This is a genomic window from Algibacter sp. AS12 (assembly GCF_046736315.1).
Lineage (GTDB): Bacteria > Bacteroidota > Bacteroidia > Flavobacteriales > Flavobacteriaceae > Algibacter_B > Algibacter_B amylolyticus.
In genome coordinates, this window is record NZ_CP151841.1 from 2732900 (window position 1) to 2755507 (window position 22608).

A 22608-nucleotide genomic window follows, 5' to 3' on the forward strand; every position below is an offset into this window, starting at 1 on the left:
AAAAACGTACTTAAAGGCGTTTTAGTTAAACGAGTTCTTTTAAACTAAGGCGTGACATATTCAGACTGTTTTTAAAGTACTTCTTTAAATTATTAATTGCAATGTAAGGTTTTGTGTATTTTTTGTCAATTATAGACTATAATTAATAGAGAACGAAACATAATTTATATGTCTACTTTTAGCTAAGTTGTATTTTTATTCCTAAATACTACAACTAACTAATTATGCTAATTATGAAATTTAGAATACCGAATCTAATACCTAAGATGTCGTTAAGTATAAAACATAAACTTACTGCAACAGTATTTTTGTTTTTTAGTGCTATCGGGTTTGTTAATGCACAATTTGTGCATCCAGGGATAACACATAAAAAATCAGATTTGGATAGGGTTAAACTTATGGTTGAGGCACAAATAGATCCTTGGTACACCTCGTATCAAGATATGGTGGCCGATTCTAAATCGAGTTATGATTATACGGTTCAGGGTGATGAAACTTTTACTGAACTAGGAAGAGATTCAGGGGTTAATGAAGGGGCATGGAACAACGATATTAGAGCTGCTTACTATAATGCAATTAGATGGTACGTTACAGGCGATTCAAGGCATGCCGAAAAAGCAATAGAAATATTTAAAGCTTGGTCTAATTTAACATCAGTTACTAGTGGGGGCACAGATTCTTTAAGTGGAGGTATTGGCTATATCATGATTGAAGCTGCTGAAATTATTAAAAGTACCTATTCTGGTTGGGCGCCTGCCGATTTGCAAGCTTTTAAAGATATGTTGGTATACCCAGGGTATTCTTCTACAACAGAACCGTCAGGAAATGTTACGTTCTATTGGATGGCTTTCCAAGGGGACCCTATACGTCATGGAAATCAGGGCTTATCAGGATTTCGAACGGTTATGGCTATGGGTATTTTTTTAGATAATGAAAAAATGTATGATCGTGCTTATCGCTATATAACGGGAGAATTGGAACTTCACTTGAATGATATCCCTTATCCTGCAGGCCCTAATACAAGTACAACTAAAAAAGAAGGGTCTTCTAATGAGTATGCAGACGATTACAACGTATCAAGAGGCTATACCATTCCAAATTATGGTTATAACGAGGTTATGACAAATTATATTTGGGAAAATGGACAATGTCAAGAAAGTTCAAGAGATCAACAACATACGGCATTTGGTATTGGCTTACTTACTTCCATGGCAGAAATGGCATGGAATCAAGGAGATGATTTATATAGTCATGCTGACGATAGACTGTTACTTGGACTAGAATATAATATGAGATATAACGTTTCGGAAATTCAAGAGTATCCAGATCAACTTTCACCATGGGTGCCAACAGTAGAATCAGGTGAATTTATTCAACAGTTTGATAGAACCGGTCGTTGGTATTCAAAAGCAATCAGTCCAATAGGAATTGGTGAGTTTTCTGGAATTAGAACTGTGTTCGAAATGCCAGTAGCACATTATATTGGTAGAGGTATTAAGACCGAAGATGAAGCAAAATGGACCATGCGTGCACGGGATAAGTCAATTGAAATAAGTGGTTACGAAAAGGCCGGTTGGACCAACGACGCTATTGGTTGGGGAGGCCTTACAGCGCGTCGTCCCGCTTTTTGTTATGGCGATCCTATTTCTGGTTTTGAGACTAATGGTTTACCGGCTTATAATATGAATTTTGCAGAAACTACTATTGAAGCAGAAAATTTCGATTACGACCCTATACAAAACGGAGAAGGCCGTGCGTATCATGATTTAAGTGTATTGAATACAGGAGGCGCTTATAGAACTTTTGATGGTGTGGATGTTGAAGCTGCCGTAGGAGGAGGATATCATATTACATCAATCGAATCTGGAGAATGGCTTACTTATACTATTTCGGTTGCAGAAAGAGCAATGTATAGTATCGATGTTAATTATGCAGCGTCACAAGCCGGAGGAACCATGAAATTTAGTTTTGGTGGGGAAGAAAAAACGGGAGATTTAGAAGTGCCTTTTGGAGCACCAAATTCAACAAGTGATTCAGACTGGAAAACATATACTATTGCTAAAGATATTCTTTTGGAAGCAGGTGTTCAAAGTTTTAAAATTATGTCTAATGGAACTTCCGAAGCTTTTAATTTGGATAGTTTTTCAATTGCCAAAACAGGTATTGCTAAAAGCGATCAAACAATTCAGTTTTTTACACTATCAGATAAAGTTGTAGGTACTGCAGATTTCGATCCAGGAGCAACTGCAAGCTCAGGATTACCAGTAAGCTATAATAGTTCAAATCCTGCGGTTGCCACTATTGTAGACGGGAAAGTGCATGTTGTTGGTGTTGGTACAGCTACTATAACAGCTAATCAATCTGGAGATGCTTTATTTAATGCAGCACCTAGTGCATCGCAAGACTTACGAGTGGTTGCTGCCGTTGAAGGCACAATAACTTTGAATGTTTTGGCCGATACCTATGTAAGAGATGCAGGAAATGCTAATAGAAATTATGGATCCGATGATAATATAGTAACAGTGGCATCTGGTCGTTATGGGTATTTAAAGTTCGATTTAAGCGCTATTCCTGGAACGATAATATCTGCTAAACTTAGAATATACCAAAGAACAACGTTTAAGTTTTCTAGAAGTATTTATGATGTAGCAGATGATAGTTGGGAAGAAGATGTAATCACATTTAATAATAGGCCATCATTTGAAAATGAACGCGCTCGTATAACAACCAATTCAGCTTGGAATGAATGGGATATTTCTTCATACGTAGCTCAAGAATATAGTAATGATAAGTTAATAACTGTAGTTGTTAAAGATCCTGTAGATCCTGAAGCTAGTGCAAAAGGAATTGATTTCCGGTCTAAAGAATTTGATTCGGGTAGTGTTGCACCGGTGTTGGTAGTTGAATATTCTAGTGAGTCTTTAAGTGTAAATGATATGTCGCAGGGCATAGACCTATACCCAAACCCAGTTACAAATCAGTTAAAGGTTTCTTTATTAAAATCAATTAACTTTAATGACACTAAAACGCAGGTGTCGCTTTATAGTTTACAAGGTCAAAAATTAATGGAAGTAAATCCTAAAAGTGGAGAGGTAAACCTAGATGTTTCAAAACTAAATACAGGTATTTATGTTTTAATGGTTAAAAATGGCTCAGATGTCACTTCAAAAAAAATAGTAAAACTTTAATTTAAATAGAAATTATAAACTCAATTTAACTTCATGAAATTCAATTTAAAAAACACTATTAATCTATATCTTACTTGTGTATGTCTACTGCTATTATCAAGTTGTAAAGACAATAAAAAGGAACAACTAGCCGCAAATGAAACTACAAATCAAAAACCGAATGTTGTTTTAATAATGGTGGACGATGTGGGTTATGGAGACATTGCAGCTCATGGAAATGAGTGGATTAAAACGCCAAACATCGATAAATTATATAACGAAAGTACACGTTTAACAGATTATCATGTAAGTCCAACTTGTGCGCCTACTCGTGCAGCGTTTATGACGGGGCACCATAATTACAGAACAGGTGTCTTTTTTACCATAAAAGGAAGGTCGCTTATTCTTGAAAAAGAAAAAACAATGGCTCAGATATTTAAGGAAAACGGATACAATACAGCTATGTTTGGGAAATGGCATTTAGGTGATAATTACCCGTTTCGTCCTCAAGATAAAGGATTTGATGAAGTTCTTATGAATAATGGCGGTGGTATAGGGCAAACCATGGATTATTGGAATAATGATTATTTTGATGATACCTATATGCATAATGGTAAACTAGAAAAATTTGAAGGTTACTGTACAGATGTATGGTTCGAAGAGGCCAAACAATATATAGGGAAACAGAAAGATAAGCCTTTCTTTTGTTACCTATCCACTAATGCAGCACACTCGCCGTATTGGGTAGACGATAAATATTCAGATCCTTATAAAGACAATGAAAATATTCCTAATGCGGCCTTTTATGGCATGATTGCGAATATTGATGAAAACCTTGGTAAACTAGTCGATTATTTAAAGGCTATAGATTTAATGGATAATACTATTCTTATTTTTACTGTAGATAATGGTTCGGCAGCTGGAAATAAAATGGGCGAAGGACAAGATAGATTAGATGGTTTTATTGCTAAAGGAAATAATGCTGGAATGCGAGGTGTAAAAGCAAGTATGTACGAAGGTGGGCATCGTGTGCCATTCTATATTCATTGGAAAAATGGAGGTATTAATGTGGGTAGAGATATCAATGCCTTAACAGCTCATTACGATATCCTTCCAACTTTAGTAGATTTATGTGAATTAGAGATTAAAGAAGATTTAAAGTTCGATGGTTCAAGCTTAGTGCCTTTAATGGCGGGTGATGATTCTAAATTTGAGGATAGAATAGTGTATGTAAACACCCAGTTTTCAACAGATCCTGTGCCTTGGAAAAGAACAGCATTAATGCATAAAAACTGGAGATTGGTTGAGGGGACAGAATTGTATAATTTGGATACCGACCCAGAACAACGTACAAATATAGCAGATCAATATCCTGAAAAAGTAGAAACCTATAAAGCAGCTTATGATAAGTGGTGGGCCGAAATATCGCCAACTTTTGTAGAAAAACCATATTTTATTGTTGGAAACGAAGCAGAAAACCCAACAACATTATTTTGTCATGATTGGCATAGCGAAACCTTTACGCCATGGAAACAAGATCATATAAGACAAGGGCAAGTAAACAATGGATTTTGGCGCGTAAAAGTTGAAGAACCAGGGACATATACTTTAAAATTACGTCGTTGGCCAGTAGAAACACATTTGGCATTAGGAGCAAAAGCACCTGTACGTCCAGCATTGGAAGGTACAAGTGTTACGCCAAGTAAAAAATCTAAGGCCTTAGCTATAAAAAACTCTAGAATAGAAATTCAAAATATTAAAATGTCTAAAGCAGTCAATCTAGAAGCTGAATATGTAGAGTATACGGTGGAATTAGAAAAAGGCGAAACCCATTTTAAAACATGGTTTACCTTAGAAGATGGCGTGGAAATTGGAGCTTATTATGCTACAATCGAAAAAATATAAATAAAACATTATAGGGGTTACTCGAAAAATAAAACTAGAATGAGATTAGGCTTAATTAAGGTTATAAGCATCGTATATGTAGGTTTATTTATATACGCTTGTTCTTCTGAAAATAATGCATTACAGGTTAACTCTCCAACAGGAAAAATATCAGTTGTAGTAAATGAAGAGAAGGATGCTATAAGTTATTCTCTGTTACTAGAAGGAAAAGAGTTAATTTCTTCTTCTCAAATTTCTATCCTATCAAGTGAATCTAAACAGAAAATTATAAGCTCCAATATAAATTCAGAAAACTCTAATTGGCAACCTGTTTGGGGTCAGTTTAGCGAGATTAAGAATCAATATAATGAACTTGTTTTAGATTTAGATATAGAAGGAATACAAGCACAGCTTTATATTCGTGTATTTAACGAAGGGTTTGGTTTTAGATATACCTTAGAAGGTTATACGGAAGGCACTGAATCTCATTTTTATTCTGAGTATAATCTAAATATTAACGATGTATTGTATTGTCCAGCAGGAGAAGGTGCTCCTTTAGGACCAATAGCTTTTAAGGAATTATCTAGTATGGATAAAGAGCCTAAATTAGTAATGCCAATTGTTGTTGAGAATTCTGAAAATAAATTTTTATCTATTTTAGAGTCAGATTTATATTCAGCGCCAGAATTTGGAGTTATTAAATTTAATTTCAAGAAAGATACAAACTCGCTAGTTTCTTCAAATAAAACTAAACTAAAAGGAGCGTCTACAACAACGCCTTGGCGCGTTATTTTGGTGAATGATAAAGTAGGAGATTTGGTTACAAATACAACGTGTCTTAACCTAGCAACACCTAATCAATTAGCAGATGTGTCTTGGGTTAAACCGGGTAAAACTCTTTGGGATTGGCGCGTTCATGGTTATAAGACTGACGATGGATTTACTTATGGTATAAATACTGAAAGCTATATCCGGTTTATAGATTTTGCTGCAGAAAAAGGCATTGAGTATTTTTTAATAGACGATTTTTGGTTTACCAAAGCAACCACAGGACATCTTGAAATTGCCAAAAACCTTGATCTTGAAAGGGTATCTGCATATGCTAAAACAAAGGGTGTAAAGTTAATATTGTATTATGACCGACATAAAGGTGATTTTGGTGACGATAACTTATTTCCGTATTATAAATCCCTTGGTATGAGTGGAATAAAATATGGTTTTATGGGTAGTAACGTTTCATTTACCCGTAATGCTATAGAAAAAAGTGCAGAGAACCATTTGCTAGTCGATTTTCATGATGGACCCGTTCCTTTCACGGGTATAGAGCGCACATTGCCTAACGCCATTACCAAAGAGTACTGCCATGCACAGCAAGATTCTAGAAGAGCATTCACACCAGAAACCTTTATCAAAATGGCGCTAATTAACGCTGTGCAGGGACCATTGGATATGAATAATGGTAATTTTTCACTAGTAGATATAAATAATGGTAACAGGCAAAAAGGACCTAAAAAAACACATTCTTATTTTTCTACGGTCGCTTCAGAAGTGGCTCGAACATTAATTATACATAGTGGTTTAGTGTGTATTCCGGATGCTCCAGAAGCCTATGCTAAAAAAGCAGATTTGTTCGAGTTTATTGAAAAAATGCCAGTGGGTAAATGGGATGATAGTAAAGCGTTGCATGCTAAAATGGGAGACTATATATCAACGGCCAGAAGACATGGAGATGAGTGGTTTATAGGGTCTGTTTACAATCAAAAAGGAGGTGCGCTTGATATCAATTTAGATTTTTTAAAAGCGAACGAAACGTATGATGTTACTTTTTATGAAGACACTAAAGATACAAACTGTAAAACCAATCCTGAGGCTTATCAAATTAGAAAAGCTAAGGTTAAAAAAGGGGATGTTTTAAATATTAAAATGGCACCAGGAGGTGGCCATGCTATGTGGATTAGGCCAGATTAAATATTTATTACAAGTAATAATTAAAAAAAAGTATTATGAGTTGGGATCAAAGATGTTTAGCGCTTACAGTGTTTATAATGTACTTTAATTCTAAATTCATTTAATATTAAAGGGTATGTTGTAATTTCATTAAAACGAGGAAAAGCTTCTTGTAGCATGAAGTAGTAATCTTAAAAAAAAAAATAAAAAGAAATGAAACATTTTGGTCATTCTAAATTGAGATTTAATCTTATTTGTATAATAACGATCTCCGTTTTTTTTGTTGGTTGTAAATCTAAAGAATCTGAGAATAAGGGTATTGAAAAAATCGAAAAGTTAGATTATATTTCTTTTGCTAACGATGTTTCTTTTATGGAAGACTATATAGAAATCATTCAACTTTCGGATGCTTCAGGAAAATCAAAAGTAGCAGTATCACCAACTTTACAAGGTCGAGTAATGACCAGTAGTTCTTTAAATAATGAAGGTAGAAGTTATGGTTGGATTAATAGGGCACTTTTTAAATTCAAAGTTACGCAAGCGCATATTAATGTTTTTGGAGGTGAAGAACGATTTTGGATTGGACCAGAAGGAGGACAATACTCCATTTTTTTCAAAAAAGGAAGTGAATTTACATTAGACGATTGGTATACTCCAAATTTGATAGATTTAGAACCTTTTAACGTAAAAAAAACATCAACGAATGCGGTTACTTTTTCAAAAAAAGCAACCTTGGTAAATTATTCAGGATTTAAGTTTGATTTGGGTATTGAGCGCGAAGTGAAAGTGTTATCAACTTCAGAAATAATAAAGGATCTAGGCGTTGAATTGAATAATCAAATCAATGTAGTGGCCTACCAAACAACCAATTCTTTAACAAACATTGGTGATGCTAATTGGGAAAAAGCAACAGGTTTGTTATCTGTTTGGCTTTTGGGAATGTTTAATCCGTCACCTCAAACCACTATTGTAATTCCATATATATCAGGAGATAAAGCTGAACTTGGAGTGCCAGTAAATGATGATTATTTTGGGAAAGTACCTGCAGAACGTTTAGTTGTAACTGAAAATGTTTTGTATTTTCGAGGAGATGGTGAATTTAGAAGTAAAATTGGTTTGTCCCCTAAACGAGCAAAAAATGTATTGGGGGCGTATGATGCATTAAGCCAAATACTTACCATTGTTAAATATAACAAACCAGAAGAGGTTACGGATTATGTAAATTCATTATGGGAATTACAAGATGCACCTTATTCGGGAGATGTTGTCAATTCGTATAATGATGGGCCTCCAGGGCCAGGTAAAAAACCATTAGGACCTTTTTATGAATTAGAAACTTCTTCGCCCGCTTTAAAATTAAAAGTTGGTGAAACAGGAACACATATCCAAATGACTTGTCACTTTGAAGGTACTCCTAAAGAACTAACTAAAATATCAGAAAAAGTATTAGGTGTTTCAATTTCAGAAATCACTAACATATTTAGCGCTAAGTAGTCAGATTTAAATAATTAAAAAAATGAATAAATTTAAATTAGATTTAGCTATTGTAATTATGTTGGTATCCTTCTTGACATCTTGTAATTTAACCAAAAAATCAAAAATATTAAGCGAAGATATAGTAACAGCAATGGAACCTATTAAGTTTTCATATCAAGAAATTACAGGTATTGGTAAAGACGCTTTATATAACAGACGAGATAATAGCGATATTATAAAAATAGGTGACACCTACTACATTTGGTATAGCCGCATGGATAGCCCTATTACATCGGGTTATTGGGCAACTATTTGGTATGCCACCTCTACAGATAAAGGTCATACTTGGAAGGAGCAAGGTATGGCACTTGGTTTAGGAGCAGAAGGCGAATTTGATAGTCATTCAGTTTTTACACCTAATATTTTGGTTTTCAAAGGAAAATATTATTTGTATTATACAGGAGTAAAACCTACCCCCGGTAGTGTTAGTAAGAAGTTTGAAGGCAATTCAACTACAGATATTACTGCTATTGGATTGGCAGTAGCAGATAGTCCACATGGCCCATTTGTTCGAGTAGTAAGCAACCCCATTTTGGAGATTTCGCCAAACACTGCGGACTTTGATAGTTTTCGTATAGATGATGCCAGTATGTTGGTTCGGGGTAATAAGATAGGCTTGTACTACAAGGGACGCCAATGGGAGAAATCTCCACGAGAAACTAAAATGGGAGTCGCTTATGCAAATCACCCTGCAGGTCCTTTTGAAAAGGAAGATGGTTATTTATTAGATAAAAGCCACGAGGTTTTAATTTGGAATACAGGTGGAGGTATACTGTCATTAGCATCTATTAATTCAACCTTAAATTTTTCTACAGATGGTCAATATTTTTCCGTTTTGCAAGACAGTCTAAAGCATATCCCTAAGGCATCAGGTTTGTATCGTCCGAATTTAGAAGATGGTAATCCCGAAACAGAGATTCCTGGTTGGGGCATTGCAATGAAGTCTGGAAAAGGGTTTACTTATTTGTTACGTTTTGAAATTACAATGTAGATAATATAATTTAGACAAAATTACTTTCTAGTCAATAAAGAAATCATTAATAATTATATTCATGTATTATAAGCGTACTTTTTTATTTGTGCAATTATCGTTGACACTACTTTTATCTGCTTCCGCATGTAGATCACATAAAGATTTGGTAACAGAAAAAAAGCCAAATATTGTTTTTATTATTGTTGATGATTTGGGCTACTCAGATGTAGAATACATGAATCAAAAAAAAGGGATTAAAACACCTAATATTAATAAGTTGACTAAAACGGGCATGGTATTTACGGATGCTTATGCAGCTGCACCCGTTTGTTCTCCTACTAGAGGGAGTGTTGTTACAGGGAAATCTCCCGCAGCTGTAAAAATTACATGCCATATTCCAGGAATGGGAATGGATAAATATTTGAAGAAATTAAATAAAGAAAAAAAGTTAAAAGAAGCTTACTTTCTCAATCATTTACCGCAGGAAGAAATCACCATTGCTGAAGCTTTAAAAACTCAAGGTTATGCAACAGGATATATTGGTAAATGGCATTTAGGAGGAGAAGGATCTATTTATACAGATAATGGGATTGTGAATACTAAGTACAACCCAGAACATCATGGTTTTAATGTAAACATTGGAGGCTGTGCTTATGGGCAGCCTGCAAGTTATTTTTCCCCATATAAAAATGGCACAATTACCGATGGACCAAAAGGAGAATACCTTACGGATAGATTAGGTGATGAAGCAGTTAAGTTTATAGAGCAAAATAAAAACACCCCATTTTTATTAAATTTAGCCACCTACACAGTTCATACACCTTTGGCTGCTCCCAATGAAATTGTAAAAGAGCATGATGGTAATACGTATTTTGCTATGATTGAAAAATTAGATCAGAATGTTGGTAAAGTAATGAATAAATTAGAAGTCTTAGATTTATTAGAAAACACTATAGTTATCTTTTATTCCGATAATGGAGGTCTATGGGGTAATCCACCTTTAAAAGGCAAAAAGGGAACTTTAAATGAAGGAGGCATTCGTGTACCTATGATAGTGAACTGGCTAGGTAAGGTAAAAGCAGGAAGCGTATGCAATACACCTGTGAGTAGTGTGGATTTTTTTCCAACTTTCGTAGAGTTAGCAGGAGGAGATCCATCTACATATCCTAAATTAGAGGGGGTGAGTATTTTGCAATTGTTCGGTAATAAAAAAGATTTTATTGAAAGACCTTTGTTTTGGCATTTTCCTCATCATCGAAAAGAAGGGTTGTCCATGGGAGCCGCTGTGCGCCTTGGAAAGTGGAAGTATATCGTTGAGTTCGAAACAGGTAAAGAATATCTGTACAATTTAGACAAAGACATTGCAGAACAACATAATTTGTTTAGTCCGCATTCTAAAAAAGCAAAAGAATTAGCTGCTAATTTGAAGAAATGGCAAAAAGAAGTTGATGCGGAAATGCCCACTATCAATCCAGATTTTAAGAAATTAAATTAAGAGTATCTATATTATAAATTAATAATTATTTAATGAAAATTTAGAAATAATAAATATTTAACATGAAACATTTTTTTAAACAAATTATGATGCTAGGTTTACTTTCAGTAGTATTCACTAGTTGCAAAAACAAGACAGAAACTCAAAAAAATTCTGTGAAAGAAGAAAAACGACCTAACTTTTTATTTGTATTGGTTGACGATCAATCACCCTTCGATTTACAAACCTACGATCCCAATTCGATTCTAGAAACACCTACAATAAGTAAGCTAGCAAGTCAAGGTGTTGTTATTGAGCAGGCACGCCATATGGGATCTATGAATGGAGCTGTATGTACTCCATCTCGCCACATGATAATGAGTGGCCGGACCTTATGGCATTTACCTCCAAGTGCAGAGTTTCAAAAGCAAACTGGTCCGCATGAAATAGATGAGCAAACTATAGGCGCTGTATTTAATAGAGCAGGATATAAAACCATGAGAACGTGTAAGTTGAAAAACTCATATCCTGGAGCCAATAAACAGTTTTCAGTTATAAAAGATGCAACAAAGCGTGGCGGAACCGAGGAAACTGGTAGCGCGTGGCATGCTAAACAAGTTTTAAGTTATTTAGATGATAGAGTTGAAGGTAAGGAACAAGATCCGTTCTTTATTTACTTCGGTTTTTCTCATCCGCACGATACGCGAAATGGTACACCAGAATTATTAGAAAAATATGGAGCTATAAATCATAAAGATAAAAATTCATTACCACCGTTAAACAATAAACAACCGCAATTGCCACCAAACTATTTAGTGAAACATCCGTTTCATCATGGTCATCTAGAATTAAGAGATGAAGAAAGAGTTAGTGGTGTTTGGAAAAATAGAGATGAAAACACTATTAGAAATGAATTAGGAAGAGAATTTGCATGTTCTGAAAATATCGATATCCAATTAGAAAAGGTATTAGCTAAACTAGATGCTATGGGCGAATTAGATAATACATACATTATTTATACTGCCGATCATGGAATGGCAATTGGTCGTCACGGATTACAAGGAAAACAAAATCTTTACGAACATACATGGCGAGTGCCTTTTATAGTAAAAGGACCCAATATCCCTTCTGGTAAACGAGTAGATGGTAACATTTATTTATTAGATGTATTGCCAACTTTATGTGATTTAGCAGGCATTGAAGCACCAAAAACAGTTGAGGGTAAAAGCTTTGTGCCTGTTTTAAAAGGTGAAAAAGAAACCATGAGAGATGTTATGTATGGTGTATATGCCGGAGGAACTAAACCAGGGATGCGTACCGTTAAAAAAGGCGATTGGAAACTTATAAAATACGATGTGCTTAACGGTGCTGTAAGAGAAACGCAGTTATTTAATTTGGCGGAAAATCCTAATGAGTACCTACCAGAGCATGGTAAAACTAATGAGATGGAAACCAATTTAGCAAGTAATCCAAAATATGGAGATAAGCTAGCTGAAATGGAAGCGTTGTTATTGGAGCAAATGATAACCAACGAAGATCCTTACCGATTGTGGAATCAACCGCAAATCAATTAATTAAAATAAATTTTATTTAAAAAAGTGCTGTATTCTAAATTTAGGGTACAGCACTTTTTAGTTATAGAGTTTTAACGTTTTTAATCAATTATGAGTGATAAGTTTAAAACAAAGCATCATAATTTACAGATTAATCATTCATTTAAAGATAATTTTATCTGAAACTAAATAGACTAGATATATGAAACACATTTACACTCTTCAAAAATTGGAGTTTATTATTAATGCTTTACTTCCTTTTAAGCTCCAATTAGCTATTCTTCTTATAATAGCACAATTAACAACAAGAATATTAAAGGTAAGTATCTGATAGAAATTTTAAGTATTTAAATTGATTTAGAGAACTTATCAAGAAAAAAGGATTTGTTATCTCATTTAAAAACGACGTTTGGTTTAGCTTTTAAGCTATTCTAAATTTTAGATTATCTACACTTTTTAACTAAACTAAATATTAGTAAAAAAATGAATTTTAATAGAAAGAAATTAATAAGTTTTATTGTTTTAACGATAGTGACAATCACCTTTGTTGAAGCACAATTTGTTCATCCAGGATTATCTCATAAGAAATCTGATTTAGAACGGATGAAATATATGGTTGAAGCAGATATTGAGCCTTTTGCTTCCTCTTTTCAACTTTTAGCAGCGCATCCAAGGGCAAAGTACGATATTGAAGTAGCAGGTGGTAACACCGGTATGACAGTACTAACTTCAGAATGGAATAAATTTTTAGTTAATGATGGTATTACGGCCTATTACAATGCCCTTATGTGGGCTATTACTGGAGATTCAAGACACGCCGAAAAAGCAATAGAGGTTTTTACGGTATGGTCTGATTTAACAAGCCAAGAAATAGACTTCGCTTTAACTGGCGGACGTCACTGGAAACTTATCGAAGCTGCAGAAATCATCAAAAGCACCTATTCTGGGTGGGATCCAGTAGCTCTTCAAAAATTTAAAGATATGTTAGTTTATCCTGGATATTCTAGTACTACAGTACCTACTGGCGACCATACACTTTATTGGGTTATCTATCAAGGAGATCCTGCTCGTCATGGCAATCAAGGAATCTTTGCAATGCGAGTAATGATGGCTATGGGAGTGTTTCTAGATAATGAAATTATGTACGACCGTGCCGTGCGTTATTTAAAAGGGTATCCTCACCGTATAGATGATTTGGCTTACCCATCAGGCCCTCCTATTACTAATGGTCCTAGTGCTGTTTATGAACACTTCGAAGAATACAATTTAACTGGTTTTGAAAGCACAATTCCCGACTACGGATATAACGAGGTTATTAGTAATTACATTTACGAAAACGGACAATGTCAAGAAAGTTCTCGAGATCAAGCACATGCTCACGGTGGAGTAGCAACCTTATGTACCATGGCAGAAATTGATTGGAATCAAGGGGGGGATCTCTATGGTCATCTAAATAACCGTTTGCTTTTAGGGCTAAGTTTCTGGTATAGATATAATCTTAGTTGGGTGGAAAGTTTTCCCGATCAACCAACCCCATGGGAACCAACAGTTGAGAATGGGGAATACCTTAAACGCTCTGACCGTTCTGGACGTTGGACAGCTCTTAAAATTAATCCATACTTAGCACAAACTACCACAGAAGATGTGTGGCATCGAGGAAGAACGGATCTTTTAACTGGTCCAGCTTTAGAGTCTAATTTGGGACATTACAAGTATCGAATGAATCTTCCCGAAGAGGATACGAAATGGTTAGAAAGAGGTTTCGATTTTTTAACAAATGAAGTTGGCGTGGAACAGTTAACAACCACAGATTATCCAGGGTTAGGTGGTTTAAAATACCGACGGGTTAGTCCTGGTGATCCTATAAGTGGGTTTGATTCTAACGGACTTCCTTTATATAAAATGAATGTGCTACCTATGACTATTGAAGCGGAAAACTTCGATTATTTCGTTCTTGATGGCGAAGGTCGTACCTATAGTGATAGTGCAACTGGTAATTCAGGTGGAGCATATAGATCCGATGAAGGAGTTGATTTAATAGTTTGTTCCGAAGGTGGTTATAGTATTTCAGAAATATCAGATGGAGAATGGTTAAGCTATACTGTAAATGTGCCTGTAGATGGAACTTATGACATTTCTATAAGATATGCATCTGCTAATGCTAACGGAAAAATTAAGTTTGATTTTGGAGGGGAAGATGTAACTTCTGAAGTTACTGTGCCATACGGAGGAACTAATTCAAACGGATTGTCCGATTGGAAAGATTTTAAAGTAGGCAGTGAAGTAATATTAAGCAAAGGAGTACAAGCAATGAAAGTGCTTTTTAGTGGTTTAGATAATGCGTTTGAACTAAATAATATTAAAGTTGATTTAGTAGCAGCCAATCCAGAGCCAATAAATTTAGCACCTATTCACGGTACCGCTTCGCAGTCTATTGCTACAGATCCTTGTCCGTATGGCGGTTGTGCCGAATTAGCAATTGATGGTAATACAGATGGTAATTTCGGAAATGGGTCTGTATCGCATACAGATCATAATGTTAATCCTAAATGGTGGCAAGTAGATTTAGGGAATAACTATAACATCGAAACCATTAATATATACAATAGAACAGGTTACGAAAGCCGATTACTAGATATTACAGTAGAGATAAAAGATACCAATGGCAATGTAACCTTTAGTCAGTTTTATCCAGGTTATCCCAACCCTTTCCAAACCATCGATACGGGAGGTGTTGTAGGTAGTGTTGTAAGAATATCTAAAACATCTGATACGGGAATAACACTTGCCGAGGTTGAGGTTTATGGTGTAGATTCGATAGTTACTTTATCAAATAAAAATTTTGAGTTAAAAAATCAAATAAATATTTATCCCAACCCAGTAAATGATGTATTTACTCTTAGTAATGTAGCAGGCTCAAAAATATCTATTTATAATATTTTAGGGAAACAAATATTAACATCACCTATTAAACAAAATAGTCAATTAATAGATGTTAGTCATTTAAGTAATGGGGTTTATTTCATAAAAATTAATAAAGAAGGACGTGTTATTACTAAAAAAATAATTAAGAAATAATGAAAAATATAATTATGGTTATAGGATTCATTTATGTAAAGGAGGTATTGGTTTGTTCCATTTTCGCGTTGATTTTTAGCGTACGGTCTTTTGGACAATCTATTGAAATTAACTCAACCAATTACAAACAAACTATTGATATGATTGGAGGTGATATGGAACGTAGCGCTTCGGCTATTCAAAATGCTCAGAATAAAGGTGATATTCTTCAATGGAGTTTTGGAGATATTAATTTTAACGTTTGTAGGGTGCAATACGACAAAAACCAAGAAATATCAGAAGGGAATAAAAACTGGTCGTTTTACAATAAACAAGTCGCTACCATGCAGGCTATTAAGGCTATTAATCCTGATATTAAGTTTTTTGCTACTATGCGTTCTGATTATGATGGTTATGGCGACGATAATAATATGCCAGATTGGATTCACACTTATAGTTCCAAAGCCACAAATGTTGAAAAGTATGGGATATTTTTAGCAGATTACTGCGAGTATATGAGCCAGCAAGGTGTGTCAATTTCAATTTTATCAACAGCAAAAGAATGGATGTGGCATGTAAGAGCAGTCGAAGCCAAAGAAATTATTAATACACTATATGCTGAGTTAGATGAACGAGGAATTGAAAAGCCTGTAATTATCGATCAAGGGTTTTGGAGTATTACTGCGGGTTTAACCTACTTAAGAGATGTAGAATCCCTTGGGACAGAAGATTTATACACCGGTTTCTGCAGTCATAACTATTCTAATCTAGGTCCAGAAAAGTGGGTAGAGATTACTGAGAAAGCAGTTGCTTTAGGTAAACCCATGTATGATGATGAAACCAGTACAGGAAGTGGATCGCCAACTTATGGAGAAGAAAGAGCCATGTTTAAACAAATTGATGAATACATTAAAAAAGCCGAACGCTATGAGGCTGGTATAAGTGGAGAGGTTTATTTTGAGATTTGGTCGCGCGGAATCAATAAAGAAACCAGATCTATTTATTTTTCTTCATCGGGAGAGGGTAGAAGACTTAGAGGGTATTATATGATGAAGCAGTTTTCTAATAATATTCTAAATCATAAGTATGTTACAGCTTCGGTAAATAATGCATCTAATGTTTGTACCATTACTTTTAGAAAGGATGATAAAATGGTGTTGTGGGTAATTAATGAAGGCAATACCGAATACAACTTACCAATAAAATTAGATCAATCTACTATAACAAGTGAAGTTAGTGCGCATTATTGGACAAACAATACGCCAATTGAAGGCCTAACGACATCATACACCTCATCGGGAAATACATTTATCCCTACCATAGGTGAAGAAAGCATGAGTTGTTTCATTTTTAATGTAACTGAAGATGCTGTCGATGTTTGTAACTTAACTAAAACATCCATAATTGAAGCAGAATGCTATAGCACTATGGAAGGTGTAACAACCGAGGCAAGTACAGAAGGCACAGATAATTTAACGAGTATTGAAAATGGCGATTGGCTTAAATTTGAATCTGTAGATTTAAGTGAAGGCGTAACTCAGTTTAGTGCGCGAGTATCTACAAATACAGTTGGAGGCAATATAGAACTTAGAACAGGAAGCCCAACAGGAACTTTAGTTGGAACCTTAGCAGTAACAAATACCGGAGGTTTACAAAACTGGGACACCATTACAACAAATATTTCAGAACTTTCTGGTACTCAAGATTTGTACTTTGTTTTTTCTGGAGCATCTGGCACTTTATTTAATGTCAATTGGTTTCAGCTTCAAGCTGCAACGCCTTCGGTAGCAATTAATGCTGAAACATCCAACAAAACGGTAGATTTAACTTGGACTGCACAAAACATGGAGCCTGTAACTCAAAATATTTACAGAAACACTTATTTTAGTGAGACAGGAAAAACCCTAATAGCGGAAAATGTAGTAGGCTCAATGTATTCGGATACTTCGGTAAATAATGGCGAAACCTATTTTTATTGGATTGAATTAATCGATGCGTCATCAAAGTTAATAAAATCTAATACAGTTGAAGCTAAACCTTCAATTCCTAATTTAGCCTTGGCTTTACATGGAAGTATTGCAACGCAATCATCAACGGCCTATGATGGACCTCCGGAATTGGCAATTGATGGTAATACAGATGGTAATTTTGGTGGCGGATCTGTTTCACATACCGAAAACGGAGCTAATGGTTCAAATACACTTAAATGGTGGCAAGTCGATTTGCAAGCTAATTATAATATTGAAACCATCAATATTTATAACAGAACAGGAAGTAACTATGGTGAAAGATTAAACAATTTTACCGTAGAAGTTAAAGATGCCGGAGGGAACGTAACATTTACTCAATTATATACAGATTATCCAAATCCTTTATTAACGATAGAGACTGGCGGGGTAATAGGTCGTGTGGTAAAAATTTCTAAGACCTCGGATAATGGTATAACTTTGGCAGAAGTTGAGGTTTATGGAGTTGATTCTGCGCTTTCAAATAAAACCTTTGAAAAAAATAATGCAGCGATTTATCCAAACCCTGTATCTAACAGTTTTACGGTTGCCAATAGCATAAATTCAGTTGTGGAAGTTTATAGTGTTTTAGGTGATTTAGCGCTTAGTAAAAGTATAGGAAGCAATAAGCAATCAATAGAGGTGAATAGCCTATCTCAAGGACTTTATATTGTAAAGATTATTAAAGATGGGTATACTATCTCTAAAAAAATCATTAAAAAGTAATTTAATTATTAGTATTTCATCCTAACAATTTATATAAGTTCTTACCGGAATAAATAAAAACGAAATTTAACTTAAAAAAATAAAAAGCCTTGATTGGAAATTTTTTCAAACTAGGTTTTTTTATTAAATAGAAATGAGTGCATTGCTGTGTTTTAATTTTTTATAAAATTGAACCATAATTAATTAATAATGAATTATAACTTATTACTTACTGGATTCTAATAGTCTAATTTTATCAAGTAATTAAACTAAAAATATGAAAACAAAACTACTAACTTTAATTTGGCGCAAAATACACTATGCTTTGAGAAGAAATTATTTTTGCTCGTTGGCATTTTTTTTATTTATAGGTTTAGGTTCATCAGCGCAAACACCAATAACAGTTTCTAGTGTAGGAGAGTTAGCTGCAGTAGCGTCGCAATCAAATCAGATCGTTACTATGACGCCTGGTGAATACAATATGGCAGATTATCTTACACCAATTGTAATCGCTAATAATACACCTGCCGATGAAAATAATAGGCGTGCCATGATTCGGTTTAGCGGAAGTAATAATACTTTTGATTTTACAGGAGTAACCATTAATGTGGATACCGCCTTGTTAAATGATTTAGGTGGTAACGTTGTTGAATTTCATCTAACAGGTAACAATATTAATTTTAAAGAATTAACAATTACAGATATTGGTAATGAACCTACAGCTAGCGGCGGACAATCATTCGTAGTAAAAGGGGATGATATTACCGTAGAAAATGTGACCTTAAACATGAGCGGGTCGTCCCCTTATGGTTATGGTGATTTGCTTGGTAAAGGAGGAGGAAGTCTTGTTGCTATGAGAAAGCATAGTGGCATGTTAGTGGAAGGGCTAAACCCAAAAATTATTGGTTGCTCTATTTATTCAACATCATTTGGGCATTTGTTTTTTGTGCAAGGAGGTCGAAATGTACTATTTCAAGATTGTTATGCCGAAGCAGTTACTAGAACAACCGATGATATGTTAGCAGAAACCTCGGGTCCTGCGTTCGATTTAGATTTCGAAGCCGTGTACGGTAATTATAATGGCGACAAAGTAATCACCCGTGGATATACCAAGTCTTTAAGTGAAGTAGGTTTTCGTAATTATGGAGGTGGAGCAAATGGATTTGATACAGCAGGTGTTACGCTTATAAATTGCACAGCTAGAAAAGCACGTGTTGGTTTTGCAATGGAAGTTGGAGGTCCAATTTTAATTCAAAACTGTGAAGCTATAGAATGCGAAGCAGGTTATAATGTTCAAGATGTTACAATTGAAAATAGTAGAGGAGATGCCGTAAACGGTCCATTATTGTATTTAAGTGGCGATGATTCGGAAGTGGAATTAGAATTAATGCCTACACTACCTACAACAACATTGCACGCTGTGGCTACCATTGCGGGAAATGGTCATACCGTGACTTTAACAAAATTTAATGACGAGACTAGAACTGAAGATCATAAAATTTTAGTTGGTGCAACCAGACCTTCAGGCACTAATCCATTTTCTCCACTTGGAGCGGCAGCTACTTCTGGAATTACCCTTAACAATTGTACCGAAATGCCTATCGAAATCTATTCCAATACAAGTTCAAGTAGTATTAATACAACTGGGTCTGTTACTGATAATGGTTCAGGAAATACGGTTATTACTAATTCCTGTGTTGGTATAGAAAACCTAAATTTTGATGATGGCATTTTTACTTATAGTGTATTAGGTACAAACCCTAATGAATGTCAGGTTACAGGGTTTGTTTCTGGACAAGACACTGCAAATGCAGTAATACCTCAAGAAGCTGATAATAGTTCTGTATCTTTCAGTGTGGTAAGAATTGCTGAAGGCGCTTTTCAAGATAATACAATCATTACAAATGTTACGCTTCCAAGTACTGTAAGTTCAATTGGCTCAAATGCGTTTCATTCGTGTACAAGTTTAACAACTATAAATCTAGATAACATAATTACTTACGGAGATCATAGCTTTAATAATTGTGCGGCATTATCCTTAGCACCATTAGATTTTACAAATACTGTAAGTACAGGTAGTTATACTTTTATTAACTGTAGTTCAATTACTTCGGTAGTTGTACCTGGTACTTTATCTCTAGGTCTTGGAGCTCTTAGAGGAACTGGCATTAATTCTTTTTCTATACCTAGCGAATGGACTGTTTTACCAGATCAAATGATAAGAGATTGTAAGGCAATCACCACTATTAATATTCCAAGTACAGTTACAACTATGGGCGTTGCAGCTTTTAGAGGGTGTACAGGGATTACAGATATACAAGTAAACTGGACGGTACCTGTAGGCATTGCAGACGCAACTGTAAATAATTTATTTAACGGGTTATTATTAAGCGGTATAAATCTTTTAGTGCCACCAAATACAATAGATGATTATGAGGCAGCACCTGTTTGGACTGAGTTTAATATTATGGAAGGGGTATTAAGTACAAACGATTATGGAATTACAAATTACGAACTAAAACTTTATCCTAATCCAGTTAAAAATGCATTCAGAATAAGTAATAGTGCAGGAGCTCTTGTTGAAATCTATAACATTCAAGGTGAATCATTATTAAAGAAAACAATATCAAACAACAAGCAGGAAATAAATATAAGTAGTTTTGCCAATGGAATATACTTTATTAAAGTAAAAAAGGATGGTATTGTTATTAATAAGGAAATTATAAAGAAATAACATGTAAGAAAGTAAATCAATATTGATGCTTGTAAAAAAAAGTCCTTTTCTCTAAGAAATGGACGTTTTTTTATAGGTTTTGGATAATAATTTATAAGATAGTACGGTCTGATTTGTAACTTTAGACTCTAACATTAAACTAAATATATTATGAAAAAATCATTACTTTCTTTTTTAGCAATAGGAGCTATTGCTAGTTTAACAGCCCAAGATATTACTACAGGCTTAGTATTTCATTTAGATGGTAACGAAACTATTTCACCAGTTCCTTCAGGTAACGAAATAATGGCTACTATTGGTGGTACTGGTGCCATAGCAGACGGAATGATTATAGCAAAAGCAGATGGTGCAGATGGCACTCCTAATGGTGCTTTAGTATTTAATGGCACAAGTGCTATTGAATTTGATGCTAGTACAATTGCAGGATTACCTGCTGGTTTAGTAGATCCTGCAGGAAAATCATATTCTGCTTGGATAAAAACAAATGTTGACGCTACGGATACTGATATTCTTAGTTATGGAGTTACATCGAATAGAAACCATGTCCATTTTCATTATAAAGGCGCAGCTTTAAATTTCGGACACTATCGTGCTGATTTCAAATTCAATGATATTACTATTGTAGATGATGCGTGGCACAATTTGATCATGGTATTTACAATTGAGACTACATACGATGCTCCGCCTAATGAACTTGATGTTATAGCAGAAGTTGTAACAGGAGAGCTTTTTTTAGACGGTATAAGTCAAGGTACGGCAACTTATGATAATTTGGCTAACCCTATCAATACAGATATTGTAACTAATACAGCATTTTCAGTTGGTTCTAGAAATTATTTTGCTGGAGATTTTCTGACTGGATCTTTAGACGATATTCGTATTTATAATAGAGCACTTACTTCTGCCGATGCTGTTGCAGTGTTTCAAGCAAATGGTGGTACGTTATCCACAGCAAATATGGATGTAGAATCTAACTTTGCTTTATATCCAAATCCAACATCATTAGGCTATATCAATATTTCTAGTAGAAATAACGCTAAAATTGATGTTTCTGTTTATGATATTTTTGGAAAAGAAGTTATTAAAGCAACAGTTGCAGAAAGATTAGATGTTTCTGCCTTAAAATCGGGTATGTACATAGTAAAGGTATCTCAAGATGGTGCTAAGAAAACTAGTAAACTTGTTATTGAATAAATAAAAACAATATTTTTCACTTAGTAAAAGGGCACTATAAATAATTGATACTGCCCTTTTATATTCTTTATCAAAATTAGTTTATTTATTAATAGGGTTTTAATCTAGCTCAGGTTAAAGTTTGTGCCTTTATCTTATTGCTTGGGCTATTTCTAAGCTAATTTAAATAAAAATTAGACAAAAGTATATTATAACCCCTTTAGTATGAGTGTTGTAATTTCTAGTAGTGTAAATGCTCCACGCTAAATTTACAGTAAAATAAGTAATTATTTTAACTGGTAAGATAAGAACTAAAAAGTAAGTTTTGGGTAATAGGCATTTTAATCAAGACTTATAATTTATTTAAAGTAAGTTAATATTAAGGGATTAAATAAAACC

At 34.5% G+C, this 22608-nt stretch carries 11 protein-coding genes; all 11 read left to right on the forward strand.

Features of this window, described 5'->3' with window-relative positions; all coding sequences use genetic code 11:
* The first annotated feature begins 233 nt into the window (after positions 1 to 233).
* The 11 genes from AAFN75_RS11370 to AAFN75_RS11420 all read left to right on the forward strand — a co-directional run bounded on the left by AAFN75_RS11370 (position 234) and on the right by AAFN75_RS11420 (position 22230).
* Entirely contained in the window at positions 234 to 3188 is a 2955-nt protein-coding gene (locus AAFN75_RS11370; protein ID WP_411806425.1) for a DNRLRE domain-containing protein, read from the forward strand.
* Between the two features lie 33 nt (positions 3189 to 3221).
* Positions 3222 to 5072: an arylsulfatase gene (locus AAFN75_RS11375; protein WP_411806426.1), complete on the forward strand. Its 1851-nt coding sequence runs from the start codon at positions 3222 to 3224 to the stop codon at positions 5070 to 5072.
* 39 nt (positions 5073 to 5111) lie between these two features.
* The gene (locus AAFN75_RS11380; protein ID WP_411806427.1) at positions 5112 to 7019 is read left to right on the forward strand and encodes a glycoside hydrolase family 97 catalytic domain-containing protein; all 1908 of its coding nucleotides are present in this window, start codon (positions 5112 to 5114) and stop codon (positions 7017 to 7019) included.
* 192 nt (positions 7020 to 7211) lie between these two features.
* A complete protein-coding gene (locus AAFN75_RS11385; RefSeq protein WP_411806428.1) occupies positions 7212 to 8492 on the forward strand; it encodes a DUF6786 family protein in 1281 nt (426 codons plus the stop codon).
* Positions 8493 to 8514: 22 nt separating this feature from the next.
* Positions 8515 to 9525: a family 43 glycosylhydrolase gene (locus tag AAFN75_RS11390; RefSeq protein ID WP_411806429.1), complete on the forward strand. Its 1011-nt coding sequence runs from the start codon at positions 8515 to 8517 to the stop codon at positions 9523 to 9525.
* A 61-nt stretch (positions 9526 to 9586) separates the two neighbouring features.
* On the forward strand, positions 9587 to 11002 hold the full coding sequence (locus AAFN75_RS11395) for a sulfatase (RefSeq protein WP_411806430.1): 1416 nt from the start codon (positions 9587 to 9589) through the stop codon (positions 11000 to 11002).
* 62 nt (positions 11003 to 11064) lie between these two features.
* On the forward strand, positions 11065 to 12555 hold the full coding sequence (locus AAFN75_RS11400; protein WP_411806431.1) for a sulfatase-like hydrolase/transferase: 1491 nt from the start codon (positions 11065 to 11067) through the stop codon (positions 12553 to 12555).
* Between the two features lie 462 nt (positions 12556 to 13017).
* Positions 13018 to 15612, forward strand: a complete 2595-nt coding sequence (locus AAFN75_RS11405) for a T9SS type A sorting domain-containing protein (RefSeq protein WP_411806432.1) — start codon at positions 13018 to 13020, stop codon at positions 15610 to 15612.
* Entirely contained in the window at positions 15612 to 18323 is a 2712-nt protein-coding gene (locus AAFN75_RS11410) for a carbohydrate-binding protein (RefSeq protein ID WP_411806433.1), read from the forward strand. Before AAFN75_RS11405 ends, AAFN75_RS11410 begins: the two co-directional genes overlap by 1 nt.
* Before the next feature lie 256 nt (positions 18324 to 18579).
* Positions 18580 to 21036: a leucine-rich repeat domain-containing protein gene (locus AAFN75_RS11415; RefSeq protein ID WP_411806434.1), complete on the forward strand. Its 2457-nt coding sequence runs from the start codon at positions 18580 to 18582 to the stop codon at positions 21034 to 21036.
* A 150-nt stretch (positions 21037 to 21186) separates the two neighbouring features.
* Positions 21187 to 22230 (forward strand): T9SS type A sorting domain-containing protein, encoded by a 1044-nt coding sequence (locus AAFN75_RS11420; protein WP_411806435.1) that lies wholly within the window; start codon positions 21187 to 21189, stop codon positions 22228 to 22230.
* Positions 22231 to 22608 lie beyond the last annotated feature (378 nt).

Coding starts and splice junctions, on each gene's coding strand:
- AAFN75_RS11395 (WP_411806430.1), top strand. CDS start 9,587: ATGTATTATAAGCGTACTTTTTTATTTGTGCAATTATCGTTGACACTA.
- AAFN75_RS11375 (WP_411806426.1), top strand. CDS start 3,222: ATGAAATTCAATTTAAAAAACACTATTAATCTATATCTTACTTGTGTA.
- AAFN75_RS11370 (WP_411806425.1), top strand. CDS start 234: ATGAAATTTAGAATACCGAATCTAATACCTAAGATGTCGTTAAGTATA.
- AAFN75_RS11405 (WP_411806432.1), top strand. CDS start 13,018: ATGAATTTTAATAGAAAGAAATTAATAAGTTTTATTGTTTTAACGATA.
- AAFN75_RS11380 (WP_411806427.1), top strand. CDS start 5,112: ATGAGATTAGGCTTAATTAAGGTTATAAGCATCGTATATGTAGGTTTA.
- AAFN75_RS11415 (WP_411806434.1), top strand. CDS start 18,580: ATGAAAACAAAACTACTAACTTTAATTTGGCGCAAAATACACTATGCT.
- AAFN75_RS11400 (WP_411806431.1), top strand. CDS start 11,065: ATGAAACATTTTTTTAAACAAATTATGATGCTAGGTTTACTTTCAGTA.
- AAFN75_RS11385 (WP_411806428.1), top strand. CDS start 7,212: ATGAAACATTTTGGTCATTCTAAATTGAGATTTAATCTTATTTGTATA.
- AAFN75_RS11420 (WP_411806435.1), top strand. CDS start 21,187: ATGAAAAAATCATTACTTTCTTTTTTAGCAATAGGAGCTATTGCTAGT.
- AAFN75_RS11390 (WP_411806429.1), top strand. CDS start 8,515: ATGAATAAATTTAAATTAGATTTAGCTATTGTAATTATGTTGGTATCC.
- AAFN75_RS11410 (WP_411806433.1), top strand. CDS start 15,612: ATGAAAAATATAATTATGGTTATAGGATTCATTTATGTAAAGGAGGTA.